12 protein-coding genes are annotated in these 15,917 nt (G+C 73.3%); 6 read left to right on the top strand and 6 right to left on the bottom strand.

Annotated elements, in window-relative coordinates; genetic code table 11:
• The first annotated feature begins 42 nt into the window (after positions 1-42).
• Positions 43-1,146: an alpha/beta hydrolase gene (locus ACZ6JT_RS12270; RefSeq protein ID WP_469209335.1), complete on the top strand. Its 1,104-nt coding sequence runs from the start codon at positions 43-45 to the stop codon at positions 1,144-1,146.
• Positions 1,147-1,167: 21 nt separating this feature from the next.
• Here ACZ6JT_RS12270 and ACZ6JT_RS12265 read toward each other — a convergent pair whose 3' ends face one another.
• Together ACZ6JT_RS12265 and ACZ6JT_RS12260 are read right to left on the bottom strand one after the other, a co-directional pair.
• Entirely contained in the window at positions 1,168-2,223 is a 1,056-nt protein-coding gene (locus tag ACZ6JT_RS12265) for a C40 family peptidase (protein WP_469209334.1), read from the bottom strand.
• Between the two features lie 121 nt (positions 2,224-2,344).
• On the bottom strand, positions 2,345-2,698 hold the full coding sequence (locus ACZ6JT_RS12260; RefSeq protein WP_351293423.1) for a hypothetical protein: 354 nt from the start codon (positions 2,696-2,698) through the stop codon (positions 2,345-2,347).
• Between the two features lie 157 nt (positions 2,699-2,855).
• Here ACZ6JT_RS12260 and ACZ6JT_RS12255 point away from each other — a divergent pair, with 157 nt between their 5' ends.
• Complete coding sequence (locus tag ACZ6JT_RS12255; protein WP_469209333.1) at positions 2,856-3,203, top strand: ArsR/SmtB family transcription factor; 348 nt, start codon at positions 2,856-2,858, stop codon at positions 3,201-3,203.
• Complete coding sequence (gene pcrA, locus ACZ6JT_RS12250; RefSeq protein WP_469209332.1) at positions 3,187-5,703, top strand: DNA helicase PcrA; 2,517 nt, start codon at positions 3,187-3,189, stop codon at positions 5,701-5,703. Before ACZ6JT_RS12255 ends, pcrA begins: the two co-directional genes overlap by 17 nt.
• A 108-nt stretch (positions 5,704-5,811) precedes the next feature.
• Here the strand turns inward: pcrA and ACZ6JT_RS12245 are convergent, their stop codons facing one another.
• Together ACZ6JT_RS12245 and ACZ6JT_RS12240 are read right to left on the bottom strand one after the other, a co-directional pair.
• Positions 5,812-7,353 carry a M23 family metallopeptidase gene (locus ACZ6JT_RS12245; protein ID WP_469209331.1) on the bottom strand — a complete coding sequence of 514 codons (1,542 nt, stop codon included), beginning with the start codon at positions 7,351-7,353 and terminating at the stop codon, positions 5,812-5,814.
• Between the two features lie 220 nt (positions 7,354-7,573).
• Positions 7,574-8,380, bottom strand: a complete 807-nt coding sequence (locus ACZ6JT_RS12240; RefSeq protein ID WP_469209330.1) for an esterase/lipase family protein — start codon at positions 8,378-8,380, stop codon at positions 7,574-7,576.
• A gap of 174 nt (positions 8,381-8,554) precedes the next feature.
• On the opposite strand from ACZ6JT_RS12240, the gene ACZ6JT_RS12235 reads away from it, so the two are divergent.
• Positions 8,555-8,956 (top strand): cobalamin B12-binding domain-containing protein, encoded by a 402-nt coding sequence (locus ACZ6JT_RS12235; protein WP_469209329.1) that lies wholly within the window; start codon positions 8,555-8,557, stop codon positions 8,954-8,956.
• Between the two features lie 152 nt (positions 8,957-9,108).
• Here the strand turns inward: ACZ6JT_RS12235 and ACZ6JT_RS12230 are convergent, their stop codons facing one another.
• On the bottom strand, positions 9,109-10,695 hold the full coding sequence (locus ACZ6JT_RS12230) for a DUF5691 domain-containing protein (protein WP_469209328.1): 1,587 nt from the start codon (positions 10,693-10,695) through the stop codon (positions 9,109-9,111).
• A gap of 288 nt (positions 10,696-10,983) precedes the next feature.
• Positions 10,984-12,327 carry an SWIM zinc finger family protein gene (locus tag ACZ6JT_RS12225; RefSeq protein ID WP_469209327.1) on the bottom strand — a complete coding sequence of 448 codons (1,344 nt, stop codon included), beginning with the start codon at positions 12,325-12,327 and terminating at the stop codon, positions 10,984-10,986.
• 134 nt (positions 12,328-12,461) lie between these two features.
• On the opposite strand from ACZ6JT_RS12225, the gene ACZ6JT_RS12220 reads away from it, so the two are divergent.
• Together ACZ6JT_RS12220 and ACZ6JT_RS12215 are read left to right on the top strand one after the other, a co-directional pair.
• A complete protein-coding gene (locus ACZ6JT_RS12220) occupies positions 12,462-13,568 on the top strand; it encodes an ATP-binding protein (RefSeq protein WP_469209326.1) in 1,107 nt (368 codons plus the stop codon).
• A complete protein-coding gene (locus ACZ6JT_RS12215) occupies positions 13,565-15,838 on the top strand; it encodes a DUF5682 family protein (protein ID WP_469209325.1) in 2,274 nt (757 codons plus the stop codon). The genes ACZ6JT_RS12220 and ACZ6JT_RS12215 overlap by 4 nt, the downstream gene beginning before the upstream one ends.
• The last annotated feature ends 79 nt before the right edge of the window (positions 15,839-15,917 follow it).

Raw genomic sequence — 15,917 nt, 5'->3', positions numbered from 1 at the left:
CGGGCAACCGGGGCAGGTCGCGCCGCCCTCTACGGGGGCGTGATGAGCCTGACGGGGACCCCCTTCTTCGTGACCGCGATCGCGCTGACCGCGATCGCCGTCGTCCTGCCGCTTGCCGTGTGGAGCAAGGTGCGCGGGCCCGCCGTCGTGCGCACCGCCGTACGCGCGCTGATGGTGGTCTTCGCGCAGGTCACCGCCGTCGCGGTGGTGTTCGTCGCGGTCAACAGGGCCGAGCACTTCTACGCGTCCTGGAGCGACCTCTTCGGCACCGGGAAGTACGTCACCGCCGCCCCCGACCTCGGCCCGGACGGGCTCGGCGGGAAGAAGGTCGAAGAGGCCCCGAAGGTCAAGCAGCAGTTCCAGCCCGTCGAGGGCCTCGGCGGCCGGGTCCAGAAGACCGAGCTCGACGGCAGGATCTCCGGGGTCAGGGGCGACGTCATGGTGTGGCTGCCGCCGCAGTACGACGACCCGGCCTACAAGGACAAGAAGTTCCCGGTGGTCGAGCTGATCCCGGGCATACCGGGGACGGGCAAGTCCTGGTTCCAGGGGCTCAAGGCGCACGAGGTGCTGGAGCCGCTGATGAAGAGCGGCAAGGTGCAGCCGTTCATCCTGGTCTCGCCGCGCGCCATGCTCGTCGGCAACGGCGACACCGGCTGCGCGAACATCCCCGGCAAGGTCAACGCGGACAGCTGGTTCAGCGTCGACGTCCGCAAGATGGTCGTCGACAACTTCCGGGCCTCGGAGGAGGCCCGCACCTGGGGCGTGGCCGGGTACTCGGCCGGTGCCTACTGCGCCGCCAAGCTGGCGATCCTGCACCCCGACCGCTACAGCGCGGCCGTCTCCCTGTCCGGCTACAACGACCCCGGCCAGGAACCCTCCTCGCTGGTCGCCCAGGACCCGCAGCTGCGCACCACGCACAACCTGAAGAACCTGCTCAAGGCCGCGCCCGCGCCGCCGGCGGTCTCGCTGTGGATGTCGGGGGCCGAGCAGGACGGCTACCTCTCCGGGATGGACCTGAAGGGCCTCGCGCAGAAGCCGACCGCGGTGCACGCGGAGAAGGTGGTCGGCGGCCACAACCTCGAATCGTGGTCCAAGCAGTTGCCGCAGACCTTCGGCTGGCTGAGCGGCATCGTCAAGGCGCCGTAGACCGCGCCGGGCCCCCTGCGCTCACGCCGGGCGGGAGGCGCCGGCCCAGGGCATCGAGTCGACCGGTGCCAGGCGGACCGTCGACCCGGGGCGCGGGGCGTGGATCATCTGGCCGTTGCCGACGTAGAGGCCGACGTGGGTCACCCCGGAGTAGAAGAACACCAGGTCGCCGGGGGCCAGCTGGTCGCGGGACACGCGCCGGCCGGAGTTGATCTGGGTGTAGGTGGTGCGGGGCAGGGAGACCCCGGCCGAGCGCCAGGCCGCCTGGGTCAGGCCCGAGCAGTCGAAGGACCCCGGGCCCGTCGCGCCCCAGACGTACGGCTTCCCGATCGCCCCGTACGCGAAGGCCACGGCGCGGGCCGCGCGGGAACCGTCGGAGGCAGGTGGCGGGGTGCTGCTCTGCGGGGCGGCGGGCGCGGCGGCGGGCGCGGCGGCGGGCGTCTGGGCCTCGTAGGCGGCGCGCTCCTCGGCGGTGAGCTTGGCCAGCAGGCGCTTGGCGGCGCTGAGCTTGTCCTCGATCACGGCCTTGTGCGCGGAGAGTTCGTCCTGCTTGGCGCGGAGGTCGGCGAGCTGTCCCGCGGCCTGCTCCCGGAGCTTCCCGACCTCGTCGAGGCGGCGGCGCACGGTGCTGATCCCGGCGGCGTTGCGGTCCCCGGCGCGGGTGATGAAGGAGGCCTGGGAGAGGTATTCCTGAGGGTCGGCCGCCAGCGCGAGCTGTACGGCGGTGCCCAGGGTCCCGCTGCGGTACTGGGAGGCCGCGAGCGTACCGAGCGCGCTGCGGGCGCTGTTGAGCTGGTCGGTCTTGCGGGCGGTCTCCTCGCGCAGGCCGGTCAGCGCGCGCTCGGCCTCGTCGGCCTTCTCCTTCGCCCCGTTGTACTGCTCGGTCGCCGCCTCGGCCTCCTCGTAGAGCCGGTCCACCTCCGCCTTGACCTGGGAGGGGGTGGGCCGGGGATCGGCCTGCGAGGTGCCTTCGAAGGCGGTGGCGGTGGCAGCGCCCGCGAGGGCGAGGGTGGCGGCGGTGGTCCGTGCCGTACCGCCGGAGAGCGGGCGCTGCCTGGGCTTTCGATGACTGGCCACGGGGGCCTCACGTCCTTCCCCTGTCGCTGACGCTGGGTCTTGGGGGAGGACGCTAAACCTGAAAGTAACGGGCCGATGTCGAGATGATCCGAACTGATCGGATGTGGCGGATCGCTATCCGTCAGTGCCAGAGGACGGCGATAAAGATATTGATCACGGTCAGTCCGCCGACCGCGCCGAACATCGCCTTCTCGACCTTCTCCTCGTCGCGCTTGACGTAGACGAGGGCGAGGATCACGAAGAGGATCGCGAGCTTCACGCCGACCTTGACGTTGTTGACCGGCGTGCCGTCCATCTCGTTGAAGCCGACCAGCAGTACGCCCGTCACGAGCATGGTGAGCGCGCCGTGCAGCATGGCCGGGGTGAAGCGGGCGGTGCCCGCGCTCATCGCCTTCATCTGGGTCAGGAAACCGCCGAGCAGCGAGGCGATCCCGATGATGTGGAGGCCGACGAAGACATTGATGAGTACGTCCATGCGGACGAGCGTACGGGGCGGTCCGATCAGCCCGGGAAGCGGTCCTTGGGGCGGGAGACCGGATGACCGTACGGAGATCCCGTACGGTCATTGGAGACTGTACGAGATCTGCGAACGGTCCGTCCATGTCCGTACGAGATCTGCGTACAGTGGGGGCATGGCTGCCGCTGCTGACCTGACCCACCCCGCCGCCGACCGCATCGACCTGGTCGAGGTGCTGGCCGCGCTCGGGCATCCCGTGCGCCTGGAGATCGTCCGCAAGCTGGCCTCCGGCGAGGAGGCGTTCTGCGGCGAGGTCGTGCCCGACCTGCCCAGATCGAGCGTCACGCACCACCTCAAGACGCTGCGCGAGAGCGGAGTGATCTGCCAGCGGCCCCGGGGCCGCAAGCTCTACCTCGCGCTGCGCCGCGACGATCTGGACGAGTGCTTCCCCGGTCTGCTGGAACTCGTCCTGGCCTGTCGGTCCCGCCCCCTAGACTCGGAATGCGATGAGCAGCCTCTTTGACCACAGTTTCCTGGCGGACCTCACCCCCTCCGACGAGGTCCCGCCGCCGCCCGAGGACCACAGCGCCCCGGAACCGGGCGCGGACGATCTCTTCGGCGGGCGGTTCGACGTGCCCATGAGCGGGGACGCGTACTACCGGGACGGCGCCCCCAAGCCCGTCATCGACCCGGCGACGCTCCTGCACGGGCTGAACGAGCAGCAGGCCGCGGCCGTGGTGCACGCGGGCTCCCCGCTGCTCATCGTGGCCGGCGCGGGCTCCGGCAAGACCCGGGTGCTGACCCACCGCATCGGACACCTGCTGTCCGCGCGGAACGTCCACCCCGGCCAGATCCTGGCGATCACCTTCACCAACAAGGCCGCCGGCGAGATGAAGGAGCGCGTCGAGAGCCTGGTCGGCCCGCGTGCCAACGCCATGTGGGTCTCCACCTTCCACAGCGCGTGCGTCCGCATCCTGCGCCGCGAGTCCAAGCGGCTCGGCTTCACCTCCTCGTTCTCCATCTACGACGCGGCGGACTCGAAGCGCCTGATGGCGCTCGTCTGCCGCGACCTGGACCTGGACCCGAAGAAGTTCCCGCCGAAGTCCTTCAACGCCAAGATCTCCAACCTGAAGAACGAGCTGATCGACGAGGAGGCCTTCGCCGACCAGGCCGTCGACGGGTTCGAGAAGACCCTCGCCCAGGCGTACGCGATGTACCAGGGGCGGCTGCGCGAGGCGAACGCGCTCGACTTCGACGACATCATCATGACCACGGTGCACCTGCTCCAGGCGTTCCCCGACGTCGCCGAGCACTACCGGCGCCGCTTCCGGCACGTCCTGGTCGATGAGTACCAGGACACCAACCACGCCCAGTACACGCTCGTGCGCGAGCTGGTCGGCACCGGCTACCCGGACCTGCCGCCGGCCGAACTGTGCGTCGTCGGTGACGCCGACCAGTCGATCTACGCCTTCCGTGGCGCCACCATCCGCAACATCCTCCAGTTCGAAGAGGACTACAAGGACGCGACGACGATCCTGCTGGAGCAGAACTACCGCTCCACGCAGACGATCCTCTCCGCCGCCAACGCGGTCATCGAGCGCAACGAGAACCGCCGCGCCAAGAACCTGTGGACCGAGGCCGGCAGCGGCGCCGTGATCACCGGCTATGTCGCGGACACCGAGCACGACGAGGCGCAGTTCGTCGCCGACGAGATCGACCGGCTGACGGACGCGGGCGACGCCAAGGCGGGCGACGTCGCGATCTTCTACCGGACCAACGCGCAGTCCCGCGTGTTCGAGGAGATCTTCATCCGGGTCGGACTGCCCTACAAGGTCGTCGGCGGCGTCCGCTTCTACGAGCGCAAGGAGGTCCGCGACGTCCTCGCGTACCTGCGCGTCCTCGCCAACCCCGAGGACAACGTCCCGCTCCGCCGGATCCTGAACACGCCCAAGCGCGGCATCGGCGAGCGCGCCGAGGCGATGATCGACGCCCTCGCCCTGCGCGAGAAGATCACCTTCCCGCAGGCGCTGCGGCGCGTGGACGAGGCCTTCGGCATGGCCGCCCGCTCGACGAACGCGGTGAAGCGGTTCAACGTGCTGATGGAGGAGCTGCGCACGATCGTCGACTCGGGCGCGGGCCCGGCGGTGGTCCTGGAGGCGGTCCTGGAGCGGACCGGCTACCTCGCGGAACTGCAGGCGTCGACCGACCCGCAGGACGAGACGCGGATCGAGAACCTCCAGGAGCTGGCGGCGGTGGCGCTGGAGTTCGAGCAGGCGCGGGAGGCCGCGGCGGCCGAGGCGGCCGAGAGCGGAGCCCCGGCCCCCGGACCCGGCACCCTGGCCGAGTTCCTGGAGCAGGTCGCGCTCGTCGCCGACTCCGACCAGATCCCCGACGAGGACACCGAGGGCACGGGCGTCATCACGCTGATGACCCTGCACACCGCCAAGGGCCTGGAGTTCCCGGTGGTCTTCCTGACCGGCATGGAGGACGGGGTCTTCCCGCACATGCGCGCGCTGGGCCAGACCAAGGAGCTGGAGGAGGAGCGCCGCCTCGCCTACGTCGGCATCACGCGCGCCCGCGAGCGGCTGTACCTCACGCGCTCCAGCATGCGCAGCGCCTGGGGCACGCCCTCGTACAACCCGCCGTCGCGGTTCCTCGAGGAGATCCCGCCCGAGTACCTCCAGTGGAAGCGGACGGGCGCCACGCAGAAGCCGGCGGGACCGATGCGGAGCTCCGGCTACGGGTCTTCCGCTTCGGGGCGGGCGACCTTCGGCACCTCGCCCGAGGCGTTCCTGTCCTCGTCGCGTACGAAGTCGGGCCCGTCCGGGTTCGCGACGCGGCGGGCCGCGGACAAGCCGGTCATCGCCCTGGTGGTCGGGGACCGGGTCACGCACGACCAGTTCGGGCTCGGCACCGTCATGGAGGTCAAGGGAGCGGGCGCGGACGCGCAGGCCACCATCGACTTCGGGGACGACAAGCCCAAGCGGCTGCTGCTGCGTTACGCGCCGGTGCAGAAGCTCTAGCGGCGCGGGCCGGGCCCGGGGAGGATGCCGGGCTCGGCGAGGAGGTGGGGCCCGGCCGTCATCAGGCCAGGCCTTGCCGGCTGGTCACCGTCGGGCTCTGACGGCTGGTTACGTCGGGTCCAGGCCGTGCGAGCGGAGCCACGCCAGCGGGTCGATCGCGGAGCCGCCGCCGGGACGGACCTCGAAGTGGAGGTGCGGGCCCGTGGAGTTGCCCGAGTTGCCGGAGTAGGCGATGACGTCGCCCGCCTTGACCTTGCCGCCACGGATCTTGGTGGAGCTGAGGTGGCAGTACCAGGTCTCGGTGCCGTCGGGCGCGGTCACTATGGCCATGTTCCCGTAGGCGCTGTTGTACTGGGTGCGCACGGTGCCGTCGGTGGCGGCCATGACCGGCGTTCCGTAGGAGACCGGGAAGTCGATGCCGGTGTGCACGGACATCCACATGCCGCCGGCCTGGCCGAAGTTGGCGCTCAGGCCCTGCTGCGTGACGGGGATGGCGAACTTGGGGCGGGCGGCCTCCTTGGCCGCGGCCTCCTCCGCCTTCTTCTTCTTTTCCTCTTCCTGGCGTTCGCGCAGGTCGATGCGTTCCTGCGTGCGGCTCGCGCGGTCCGCGAAATCGCCCGCGTCGGCGCTGAGCGCGACCAGTTGGGTGTCGAGCTTGGTGTTCGCCGCGACGGGCTTCACCGAGGCCGGGTCGGGCGCGGCCATCGTGGTGGTGTCCTGCGCGGGCTTGTCCGTGTCGGTGAGCCCGCCGACGGACGCGGCCGCCACGCCCGCGACGCCCATCACGCACGCGGAGGGCACGGCCACGGTCAGCAGGGCGGAACGCTTCGCCGGGGTGCGGCGACGGCTGTTGCCGGCGGCCTTGGCGTTGCCCTTGGCGGCGGTCCGGCGTGCGGCGCGCGGAGCGGCGGTCACGGGCATGGCCTGCGTGGGGAGGTCGTGGACCTCGTGCGCGGAGTGGAGTTCGTGGACCTCGGGCAGCTCGTGGACCTCGGACGCCAGGGACGCCTCGGGTGCCTCGGTGCTCGCGTCGGAGAGCACATCGAAGACCGCGGTCTGGCTGTAGCCGTCGGCGTACGCGTCGGTTCCGGCCTGGGTCCCGGCGTCGTAGCCGAAGGAGGCCGTCCCGTACGCGTACTCCTGTGCCTGCGGCTGCTGCTGCTGCGCGGGCTGGTACTCGTACTCGTACGGGTACGCCGCCTCGGGCTGGGGCTGGGGCTGGGCCGGGGTCTCCGTGGCGGTGTTCCAGGCGGTGGCGTCGTAGGCGCCGGTCTCGGTGCCGGTGGTGCCGTAGCCCGGCATCGCCCAGTGCCCGGTCTGCTCGCCGGAGGCGTCGTGGCCGAAGGAGGCCGGCTGGTACGCGGTGTAGCCGGAGTAGTCAGCCCCCTGCGTGTTCCAGGCGCTCGCGTCCCAGGTCCCGGTGGTGTCCTCGGGTGCGGCCTGGGACGGGATCGTGGACAGGTAAGGGTCCTGCGAGGTCCACGCGGTGGTGTCGTACGCGCCGGTCTCATAGGAGCCGTAGGCGGCGTAGTTGACCCCCTGGCCCTGCGTTTCATAGGAAACGTAGGTCGAGTCACCAGCGAAAGTGGTGGTGGTAAGGCCGTCATACCCGGCATCCGGGTACTGGCCCGACGAGGGGCGGTCGTTCACCAACTTCTCTTTCGCCTCGGCAGTGGGGCCTGGGTGGCCGGGAACGCGTGGTTCACCGGAGGAGAGCAGTGGCGTGACTGTACCCGTCGGTTACTCGCAACGACAATCTTCGCCGGGTCTCGAGATTGCCGGAACCGGGCATTCGGCCGCCTTTCGGTCGCCGAAAGACGCACCCTTGGCCTTGAGTTCGAAATTCGTTCGACTGGAGGCCGCCTGGCGGCTAGGCGACGGAAGCGGCCTCCGAGCCCGCGACGGCGGCCGGACCGGGCCCGTCGAGGACGCGCCGGACCGCCGCGATGACGGCGGGGTGCGCGGGCAGCGCGAGGTGCCCGATCCCGGTGACCTGCACGTTCTCCACGAGCAGATCCGGATGCTCGATCCGCGCGGTTCCAACGGGAGACATCAACGCGTCGAACTCGCTCCAGAACGCCACGCACCGCGTGGCGCATCCGGGCGCGGGCGCGGCCAGTTCGGCCAGCACCTCGGAGTCCGGGCGCATCTGCCGCACCAGTGGGTGCGCGTCCATGAAGGGTGCGACCCGCGTGCCGGAGTGCGGGGTGCCGAGGGTGACGAGGGTCCGTACCCGGGCGTCGCCGCCGAGGCGCTGCACGTAGTACCGGCCGACCAGCCCGCCGAGGCTGTGCCCGACCAGGTCCACCCTTTCCTGCCCGGTGCGCTCGCACAGTTCCTCGACACGCCGGGCGAGATGGCGGGCGGTGACGCGCAGGTCGAGGGTGAAAAGGGAGTAGTTGTACGCCTCCACGTGCCGCAGTCCGCCCGCCCCGAGGGCGCGGCGCAGGAGCACGAAGACGGACCGGTTGTCGGTGAAGCCGTGGAGGAGGAGGACGGGCGGGCGTGTCGCGGGCGCGGCGGCGGTCACCTTTTCCTGGCGCACTCCGGTCGGATACAGGAGGAGGTGCCCGCCGAGCACCACCACCTCCAGCGCGCCGGCCCGCAGGGCAGCACCGGACAAGGCCATGGACACGGGCATGGACGCGGGCATGGACACGGGTATGTACAGCCCCATCGACGGCCTCCCCTGAGCCTCTTGGGACCCGGGGCTCTTGCGCCACCGTGCCGTGCGGCTGTCGGCGCGGTGGCGCAATGCCGTCCCACGTGTGATTTCCCCCTCGTGATTGACCGCGAAACGGTGGCGTGCGCGATGCTGTACTTAACGTTCGTTCACTCGGGAGGCAGTGCGATGGGTGTGACCGGTCCGATCCGTGTGGTGGTGGCCAAGCCGGGTCTCGACGGCCACGACCGCGGGGCCAAGGTGATCGCGCGGGCGCTGCGGGACGCGGGCATGGAGGTCATCTACACCGGCCTCCACCAGACCCCCGAGCAGATCGTGGACACCGCCATTCAGGAGGACGCCGACGCGATCGGCCTCTCGATCCTCTCCGGCGCCCACAACACGCTGTTCGCGCGCGTGCTGGAACTCCTCAAGGAGCGCGACGCGGAGGACATCCAGGTCTTCGGCGGCGGCATCATCCCGGAGGACGACATCGCCCCCCTCAAGGAGAAGGGCGTGGCCGAGATCTTCACCCCGGGCGCGACGACGACGTCCATCGTGGACTGGGTCCGGGCGAACGTCCGGCAGTAGTCGCCGGGCTGTGCCCGGACCCGCCGCACCCCTCCGGCCCCCGCCGGCGTTCGAGGCGTGGGAATCCCCCCGGACGGAGTCAGGGGGAGGGTCCGGGGCGCAGCCCAGATCGTCGAGCCGCGCCGGACCGCCCAGCCCCCCCCCGGGAGGGATCAGGCGGCCGGTGCCAGCTCGGAAAGCATGGCGGCGCGCAGCCGAAGCGTGGCCACCAGCCGCTGAAAGGCCTCGGCCCAGTACGCCGCCGCGCCGGGAGACGCGTCCGGCGGCTCCTCCGTGGCCGCGGTCAGGGCCTCCAGCCGGCCGGCCTCCGCAGGATCGAGGCAGCGTTCGGCCAGGCCCATCACCCCGCTGAAGCTCCAGGGATAGCTGCCGGCCTCGCGGGCCATGTCCAGCGCGTCCACCACCGCCCGGCCCAGCGCCCCCGCCCACGGCACGACGCACACCCCGAGCAGCTGGAACGCCTCCGACAGCCCGTGGGCCCGTATGAACCCGGCGACCCACTCCGCCCGCTCGGCGTCCGGCAGGGTCTCCAGCAGCTTGGCCCGCTCCGCGAGCGAAGCCGTGCCCGGACCCGCCGCGGGCGATGCGGACGGCGGGCCGAGCAGGGCCCGCGACCACGCCGCGTCGCGCTGACGCACCGCCGCCCGGCACCACGCCGCGTGCAGTTCCTCCGTCCATCCCTCGCCCTCGGCGGCCGGCAGCGCCACGATCTCCGCCGGGCCGAGCCCCCCGAACCGCTCCCGCCAGCACGACAGCGGCGCCGCCTCCACGATCTGGCCGAGCCACCAGGCCCGCTCCCCGCGTCCTGCGGGCGGCCGCTTGACCACCCCGTCGCGGAGCATGCCCGCATCGCACTCGGCCGGCGGGGTCACCCCCTCCGGGCCCACGCAGGCCAGGGCGCGCTGCGCCATCCGGCCGGCCAGGGCCGATCGCGGCAGAGCCGACAGCAGTTCGGCGGCCGTCACGCGGACGTTGCGGCTGCGGTCGCCCAGTGCCGCCTCCAGGAAAGGCTCGTCCTCCTCCGACAGCCCCACCCGAAGCGAATCGAGGAACATCAGCCGGTCCTCGGCCCGCTCGGTGGCCCAGGTCGTCGCGAGCAGCCGCGTCGCGGCCGCCGCCTCCTGGGCCCGTACGGCGCCGAGCAGCGCCACCCGCTCGGCGAACAGCCCCTCCTGCCAGAGCCGTTCGACCCCGGCCTGGTCGGTCGCCGCGGGCAGGTCCCCCGCGCCGCCCGCCCCGCCGCGCAGGGCGAACCGCCAGTCGGGATTCAGCCGGGCCAGCCACAGCCCGCGCGGGCCGGCCAGGGCCAGTGCCTGCGGACGCAGGTCCGTCCGGGCCCGGGCCGCGTCCAGCAGCGCCGGGACCAGGGCGGCCGGCGCACGGTAGCCGTACCGGCCGGCCGCGGCCAGCCACTGGGGCAGCAGCTCCGTCAGGTCCGGGGCGGCCCCGCGCCGACCGCCGCCGCTGCCCGCGGCCGTCCGGTCGGCGAGCAGCTGGGCGAGCCGGCGGCCGGCCGCCTCCGGTGGAGCCGGGCGCGGATCGCGGGGCGCGGGCCGCGGACGCGGGCCCGCCGCGGCCGGCCGCAGCCCGGCTCTGCGCCGTACGGCGTGCACGGCCGCCGCGTCCAGCAGCGTCTCCGGCGAGCCGGCCGGGCCTGCGGCCCGGCGCCGGTCGGTGCCCAGCAGTGCGGCGCCGACCAGCTCCTCCCACTCCCCGTATCCCTCGTCACCCTTGCTCATCGGGCCCCTCCCTCGCCGCTCGTCCTTCTTCGCGTCCTGCGCCCCGGTCCCGCCCCCTCCGCGGGACCGGGGCTGTCATGCCTTCGTGTACTGCGCTCAACTGGCGTGGTTGTCGTTCATCGCAAGCCCCCCGGCTTCTCGTCGTCACAGCGCCGGCGCCCCCGCGCCGCCACCTCGTCGTGCCGCGTGCGACGGCCCCCGGCGTCGCGCGTTCCCTCCCCGCCGTCCCTGTGTGACGGCATACGTCCCCCCAGGCCCCCTGCTGTGTGTGGTGTTGTCAGCCCGCGCTCAGGACAGGGCGACCGGCTCGGGAGAGTCCGGCTGCCAGGCCGTCAGCGGGGTGAAGCCGCGGTGGCCGCACTCACCGAAGACCGTCACCGGGCCCCCGCCCGACAACGCGGCCAGCTGCCACAGGCCCGAGCGGGAACGGCTGCCGGCCCCGGTGAGGGGCACCGGCAGGGCACTGGTGCCCTCCGCGTCCGCCAGTTGCCAGCCGAGCTCGCCCGGTATCGGGACCACCGGGCCGAGCACCACCGGCCAGGACTCCAACCACGGGTCCTCCCGCAGCGCCGTCCCGTATGCCTCCAGTGCCGCCCCCGTGCTCACCCCGGCCGGAACCCCGGCGCACGGAACGGCCGCCGAAAATCTCTCCCCGAGGTCCGCCCGCAGCCCCGCCGATCCGGGCCGGAAGCGGACCTCCGCCTCCAGCACCAGCCCGACCGGCAGCGACAGACCCGGCGGCCGCCCGGGCGGCCCGAAGTCCAGTACCAGGGCGGGCCGTCCGCCCTGCAGTCCGCGCAGCCATGTCCGGCGGGTGGTGAGCCGGCCGTCCGGTGACACCGAGTCGTACTGGGCCAGCACCAGCCAGCGGTCCCGTACGGCCTCCCCCTCCCCGGAGGCCGGCAGTCCCACCCGGCTGCGCACCGTCGCCGCCAGCTGTTCCGGCAGCCCGGCCACCCCCAGCCAGGCCCGGTCCAGCAGGTGCAGCAGCGCCGCCTCCTCCAGCATCCGGGCGGGCCAGCCCGGGCCGCAACTGGGTATCGTCCCCAACTCGCGGACCCGCGCGGCCAGTCCGGGTGCCTGCGCGTCGACCATCCGGGCCGCGGTCTCCTCCCATCCCGCGTAACCGGTCTGTTCCTGGCCCGCGAGACCGCCGCGCACCAGATCGGCCAGCCGCTGTTCCAGCTCGGTGACGCCCCCGCCGACGCGGGCCGCCCGCCGCTCGGCCCGCTTGCGCGCCCCCTCCTCGTCCACCGGGCCGCCCGCCCCCGTGGCGGGGCGCGCGGCCTTGGCCGCCCGGTCCGCCAGCCACTGCGCGGCCCAGTCCGGCGCCTCTCCCGGCTCGCCGACCCCCTCGGCGGACCAGAGCAGCAGCAGTCCCAGCGCGTGCTTGCACGGGAACTTCCGGCTGGGGCAGGAGCACTTGTAGGCCGGTCCGGCCAGGTCCACGACCGTCCGGTACGGCTTGCTGCCGCTGCCCTTGCACAACCCCCACACAGAACCGGAAGCGGAACCTCCGATCTGCGACCACGGACCCGCCCCGCCGAGTCTGCTCCCCGCTGTGCGTGAGGCACCGTCAGGAGCCAGAGCCAGTACCTGTTCCGCTGTCCAGCGGACCCCCTGCTCAGTCATGTGTTCCACCGTAGAGACCCCCACTGACAATCGTCCTGACCTGCAACGACGCGGTGAGCAAGGCCCGTTGTCAGTGGCGTGGTGCACCGTGGATGCAGCAGTCGGAAGCGGCTGCCGAGCCTTGGAGGGGGACCATGACCACGCCCGAGAACGAACGCCCGGCCGAAGTGCTGCGACCGCACGCCGAAGACGCCTTCGGACACGAACTGAAAGCCCTCGCGGCCGCCGACGACCGGCCCCGTCCGGCCCGCTGGAAGCTCTCCCCGTGGGCCGTCGCCACGTACCTGCAGGGCGGCACGCTCGACGACGGCACGGTCATCACACCCAAGTACGTGGGCCCGCGCCGCATCGTCGAGGTCGCCGTCACCACCCTGGCCACCGACCGCGCGCTGCTCCTGCTCGGCGTCCCCGGCACCGCCAAGACCTGGGTGTCCGAACACCTCGCCGCCGCCGTCAGCGGGGACTCCACCCTCCTCGTCCAGGGCACCGCCGGCACCCCGGAGGAGGCCATCCGGTACGGCTGGAACTACGCCCGCCTCCTCGCCCACGGCCCCAGCCGCGAGGCCCTCGTCCCCAGCCCCGTCATGCGGGCCATGGCCGAGGGCATGACCGCCCGCGTCGAGGAGCTCACCCGCATCCCCGCCGACGTCCAGGACACCCTCATCACCGTCCTGTCCGAGAAGACGCTGCCGATACCGGAGCTCGGCGAAGAGGTGCAGGCCGTGCGCGGCTTCAACCTCATCGCCACCGCCAACGACCGCGACCGCGGGGTCAACGAGCTCTCCAGCGCGCTGCGCCGCCGCTTCAACACGGTGGTGCTGCCGCTGCCCGCCACCGCCGACGCGGAGGTCGACATCGTGGCCCGCCGCGTCGACCAGATGGGCCGCGCCCTCGACCTGCCGGCCGCCCCCGAGGGCCTGGAGGAGATCCGCCGGGTCGTCACCGTCTTCCGCGAGCTGCGCGACGGAGTCACCGGCGACGGCCGTACGAAGGTGAAGTCGCCCAGCGGCACCCTGTCCACCGCCGAGGCCATCTCCGTCGTCACCGGCGGCCTGGCCCTGGCCGCCCACTTCGGGGACGGCGTGCTGCGCCCCTCCGACGTGGCCGCCGGCATCCTCGGCGCCGTGGTCCGCGACCCGGCCGCCGACAAGGTGGTCTGGCAGGAGTACCTGGAGGCCGTGGTCCGCGAGCGCGACGGCTGGAAGGACTTCTACCGGGCCTGCCGGGAGGTGACGGTATGAGCCGGAGCCCACGGGGCCCGCTGCTGCTGGGCGTACGGCACCACGGGCCCGGCTCGGCCCGCGCGGTGCGGGCGGCGCTCGACGCGGCCCGCCCGGCGGCCGTGCTCGTCGAGGGTCCGCCGGAGGGGGACGCGCTGCTCGCGCTGGCCGCCGACCCCGGGATGCGGCCGCCCGTGGCGCTGCTCGCGCACGCCGCGGACGACCCCGGCCGGGCCGCGTTCTGGCCGCTCGCCGACTTCTCCCCGGAATGGGTGGCGATCCGCTGGGCGCAACAGGCCGGCGTACCGGTGCGGTTCATGGACCTGCCGGCCGCGCACTCGCTGGCGGCGGCGGAGCCCGGCGCGGACCGGGCCGAGCCCGAGGCGGTCCGGGTGGACCCCCTCGCGGTGCTGGCCGAGACCGCCGGGTACGACGATCCCGAACGCTGGTGGGAGGACGTGGTGGAACACCGGGGCGCCGGCGGCACCGGGGGCGCGGGGGAGGAGGTGCTCGGCGCGTTCGAGGCGCTCGGGGAGGCCATGGGAGCCCTGCGCGAGGCGTACGGCGACGGCGGCCACCACCGCGACCTGGTGCGCGAGGCGTACATGCGGCAGCGGATGCGGGCCGCCCGCCGGGAGTTCGGCGACGCGTACGCCGTCGTCTGCGGGGCCTGGCACGTCCCCGCGCTGCGGGCGAAGACCACCGTGGCCGCCGACAAGGCACTGCTCGGCGGCCTGCCGAAGGTCAAGGTGGAGACCACCTGGGTGCCGTGGACCCACCGGCGGCTCGCCCGGGCCGGCGGGTACGGCGCCGGGATCACCTCGCCCGGCTGGTACGCCCACCTCTTCGAGGCCCGGGACCGGCCCGTCGAGCGGTGGCTGACCAAGGTCGCCGGCCTGCTGCGCGCGGAGGACCGTCAGGTCTCCTCGGCGCACGTCATCGAGGCGGTCCGGCTGGCCGAGACCCTCGCCGTGATGCGGGGACGGCCCCTGCCCGGCCTGACGGAGACCCTCGAAGCGGTCCGGGCGGTGATGTGCGACGGCTCCGACATACCGCTCGCGCTGATCGAGGACCGCTTGGTGGTCGGCGACGTACTCGGCGCGGTCCCGGACGCCGCGCCCGTCGTACCGCTCCAGCGGGACCTCACACGGCAGCAGCGCTCGCTGCGGCTCAAGGCCGAGGCGCAGGACCGAGAACTGGAACTGGACCTGCGCAAGGACACCGACACGGCGAAGTCCCTGCTGCTCCACCGGCTGCGGCTGCTCGGCATCGGATGGGGCACCCCGACCGCCTCCCGCGGCAGCACCGGGACCTTCCGCGAGACCTGGCGGCTGCGGTGGGAGCCCGAACTGTCGGTGCGGGTCGCCGAGGCCGGGATCTGGGGCACCACCGTCCTCGCGGCGGCCACCGCCAAGGCCGAGGCCGACGCGACCGGAGCCGAGGAGCTGGGCGAGGTGACGGCGCTCGCCGAGCGGTGCCTGCTCGCCGGACTGTCCGAGGCGCTGCCCGCGGTACTGCGGGCCCTCGCGGACCGGGCCGCCCTGGACACCGACGTGGCGCGGCTCGCCAAGGCCCTGCCCGCGCTGGCCCGTTCGCTGCGGTACGGGGACGTGCGCGGCACCGACGCGACGGCGCTGGGCACGGTCGCGGCCGGGCTCGCGGAGCGGATATGCGTGGCGCTGCCGCCCGCCTGCGCGGCCGGCCTGGACGCCGACGCGGCGACGGAGCTGCGGGGCCACGTGGACGGGGTGCACGGGGCGGTGGCGCTGCTGGCCGACACCGACGAGGGGCTGCGGGAGCGCTGGTCCGCGGTGCTGCGGACGCTGGCCGGCCGGGACACCGTGCCGGGCGTCATACGCGGCCGGGCGGCCAGGCTGCTCCTCGACGACGGGCGGCTGCCGGCCGAGGAGACGGCGCGGTTGATGGGGCTCGCGCTGTCCCCCGCCACCCCTCCGGCCGACGCGGCGGGCTGGATCGAGGGCTTCGCGGGCGGGAGCTCGGGCGGGGGCACGCTGCTGGTCCACGACGACCGGCTGCTGGGGCTCATCGACACCTGGCTGGTGGGGGTGCCGGAGCGAGCCTTCACGGACGTACTCCCGCTGCTGCGCAGGACCTTCGGGGCGTACGAGTCGGGGGTGAGGCGGAGCCTGGGCGAGCTGGTGCGGCGCGGGCCGGGCGGCGCCGCCGCCGCGGCCGTGCCGGGCCTGGCGCCCGCCGGTTTCGGTCCCGAGCTGGACCCGGAGCGGGCGGACGCGGTGGTGGGGCTGGTGCGGATGCTGCTCGCCGGGTGAGGTGCGGCGCCGTTGCGGGGGCTCTGCCCCCGGGCCCCCGCGCCTCAAACGCCGGCGGGGCTGAAAGATCGGGGCTCCG

It is taken from the genome of Streptomyces sp. NPDC046308 (genome assembly GCF_055588065.1).
The sequence above is the reverse complement of the archived record's forward strand: the minus strand, read 5'-3'. Positions and strand labels throughout refer to the sequence as shown.

What these genes read in the sequence shown, in the direction of transcription:
- ACZ6JT_RS12215 (WP_469209325.1), top strand. Translation starts at nt 13,565, where the DNA reads ATGAGCCGGAGCCCACGGGGCCCGCTGCTGCTGGGCGTACGGCACCAC.
- ACZ6JT_RS12255 (WP_469209333.1), top strand. Translation starts at nt 2,856, where the DNA reads ATGGCTGCCGCTGCTGACCTGACCCACCCCGCCGCCGACCGCATCGAC.
- pcrA (WP_469209332.1), top strand. Translation starts at nt 3,187, where the DNA reads ATGAGCAGCCTCTTTGACCACAGTTTCCTGGCGGACCTCACCCCCTCC.
- ACZ6JT_RS12220 (WP_469209326.1), top strand. Translation starts at nt 12,462, where the DNA reads ATGACCACGCCCGAGAACGAACGCCCGGCCGAAGTGCTGCGACCGCAC.
- ACZ6JT_RS12235 (WP_469209329.1), top strand. Translation starts at nt 8,555, where the DNA reads ATGGGTGTGACCGGTCCGATCCGTGTGGTGGTGGCCAAGCCGGGTCTC.
- ACZ6JT_RS12240 (WP_469209330.1), bottom strand. Translation starts at nt 8,380, where the DNA reads ATGGGGCTGTACATACCCGTGTCCATGCCCGCGTCCATGCCCGTGTCC.
- ACZ6JT_RS12260 (WP_351293423.1), bottom strand. Translation starts at nt 2,698, where the DNA reads ATGGACGTACTCATCAATGTCTTCGTCGGCCTCCACATCATCGGGATC.
- ACZ6JT_RS12225 (WP_469209327.1), bottom strand. Translation starts at nt 12,327, where the DNA reads ATGACTGAGCAGGGGGTCCGCTGGACAGCGGAACAGGTACTGGCTCTG.
- ACZ6JT_RS12230 (WP_469209328.1), bottom strand. Translation starts at nt 10,695, where the DNA reads ATGAGCAAGGGTGACGAGGGATACGGGGAGTGGGAGGAGCTGGTCGGC.
- ACZ6JT_RS12270 (WP_469209335.1), top strand. Translation starts at nt 43, where the DNA reads ATGAGCCTGACGGGGACCCCCTTCTTCGTGACCGCGATCGCGCTGACC.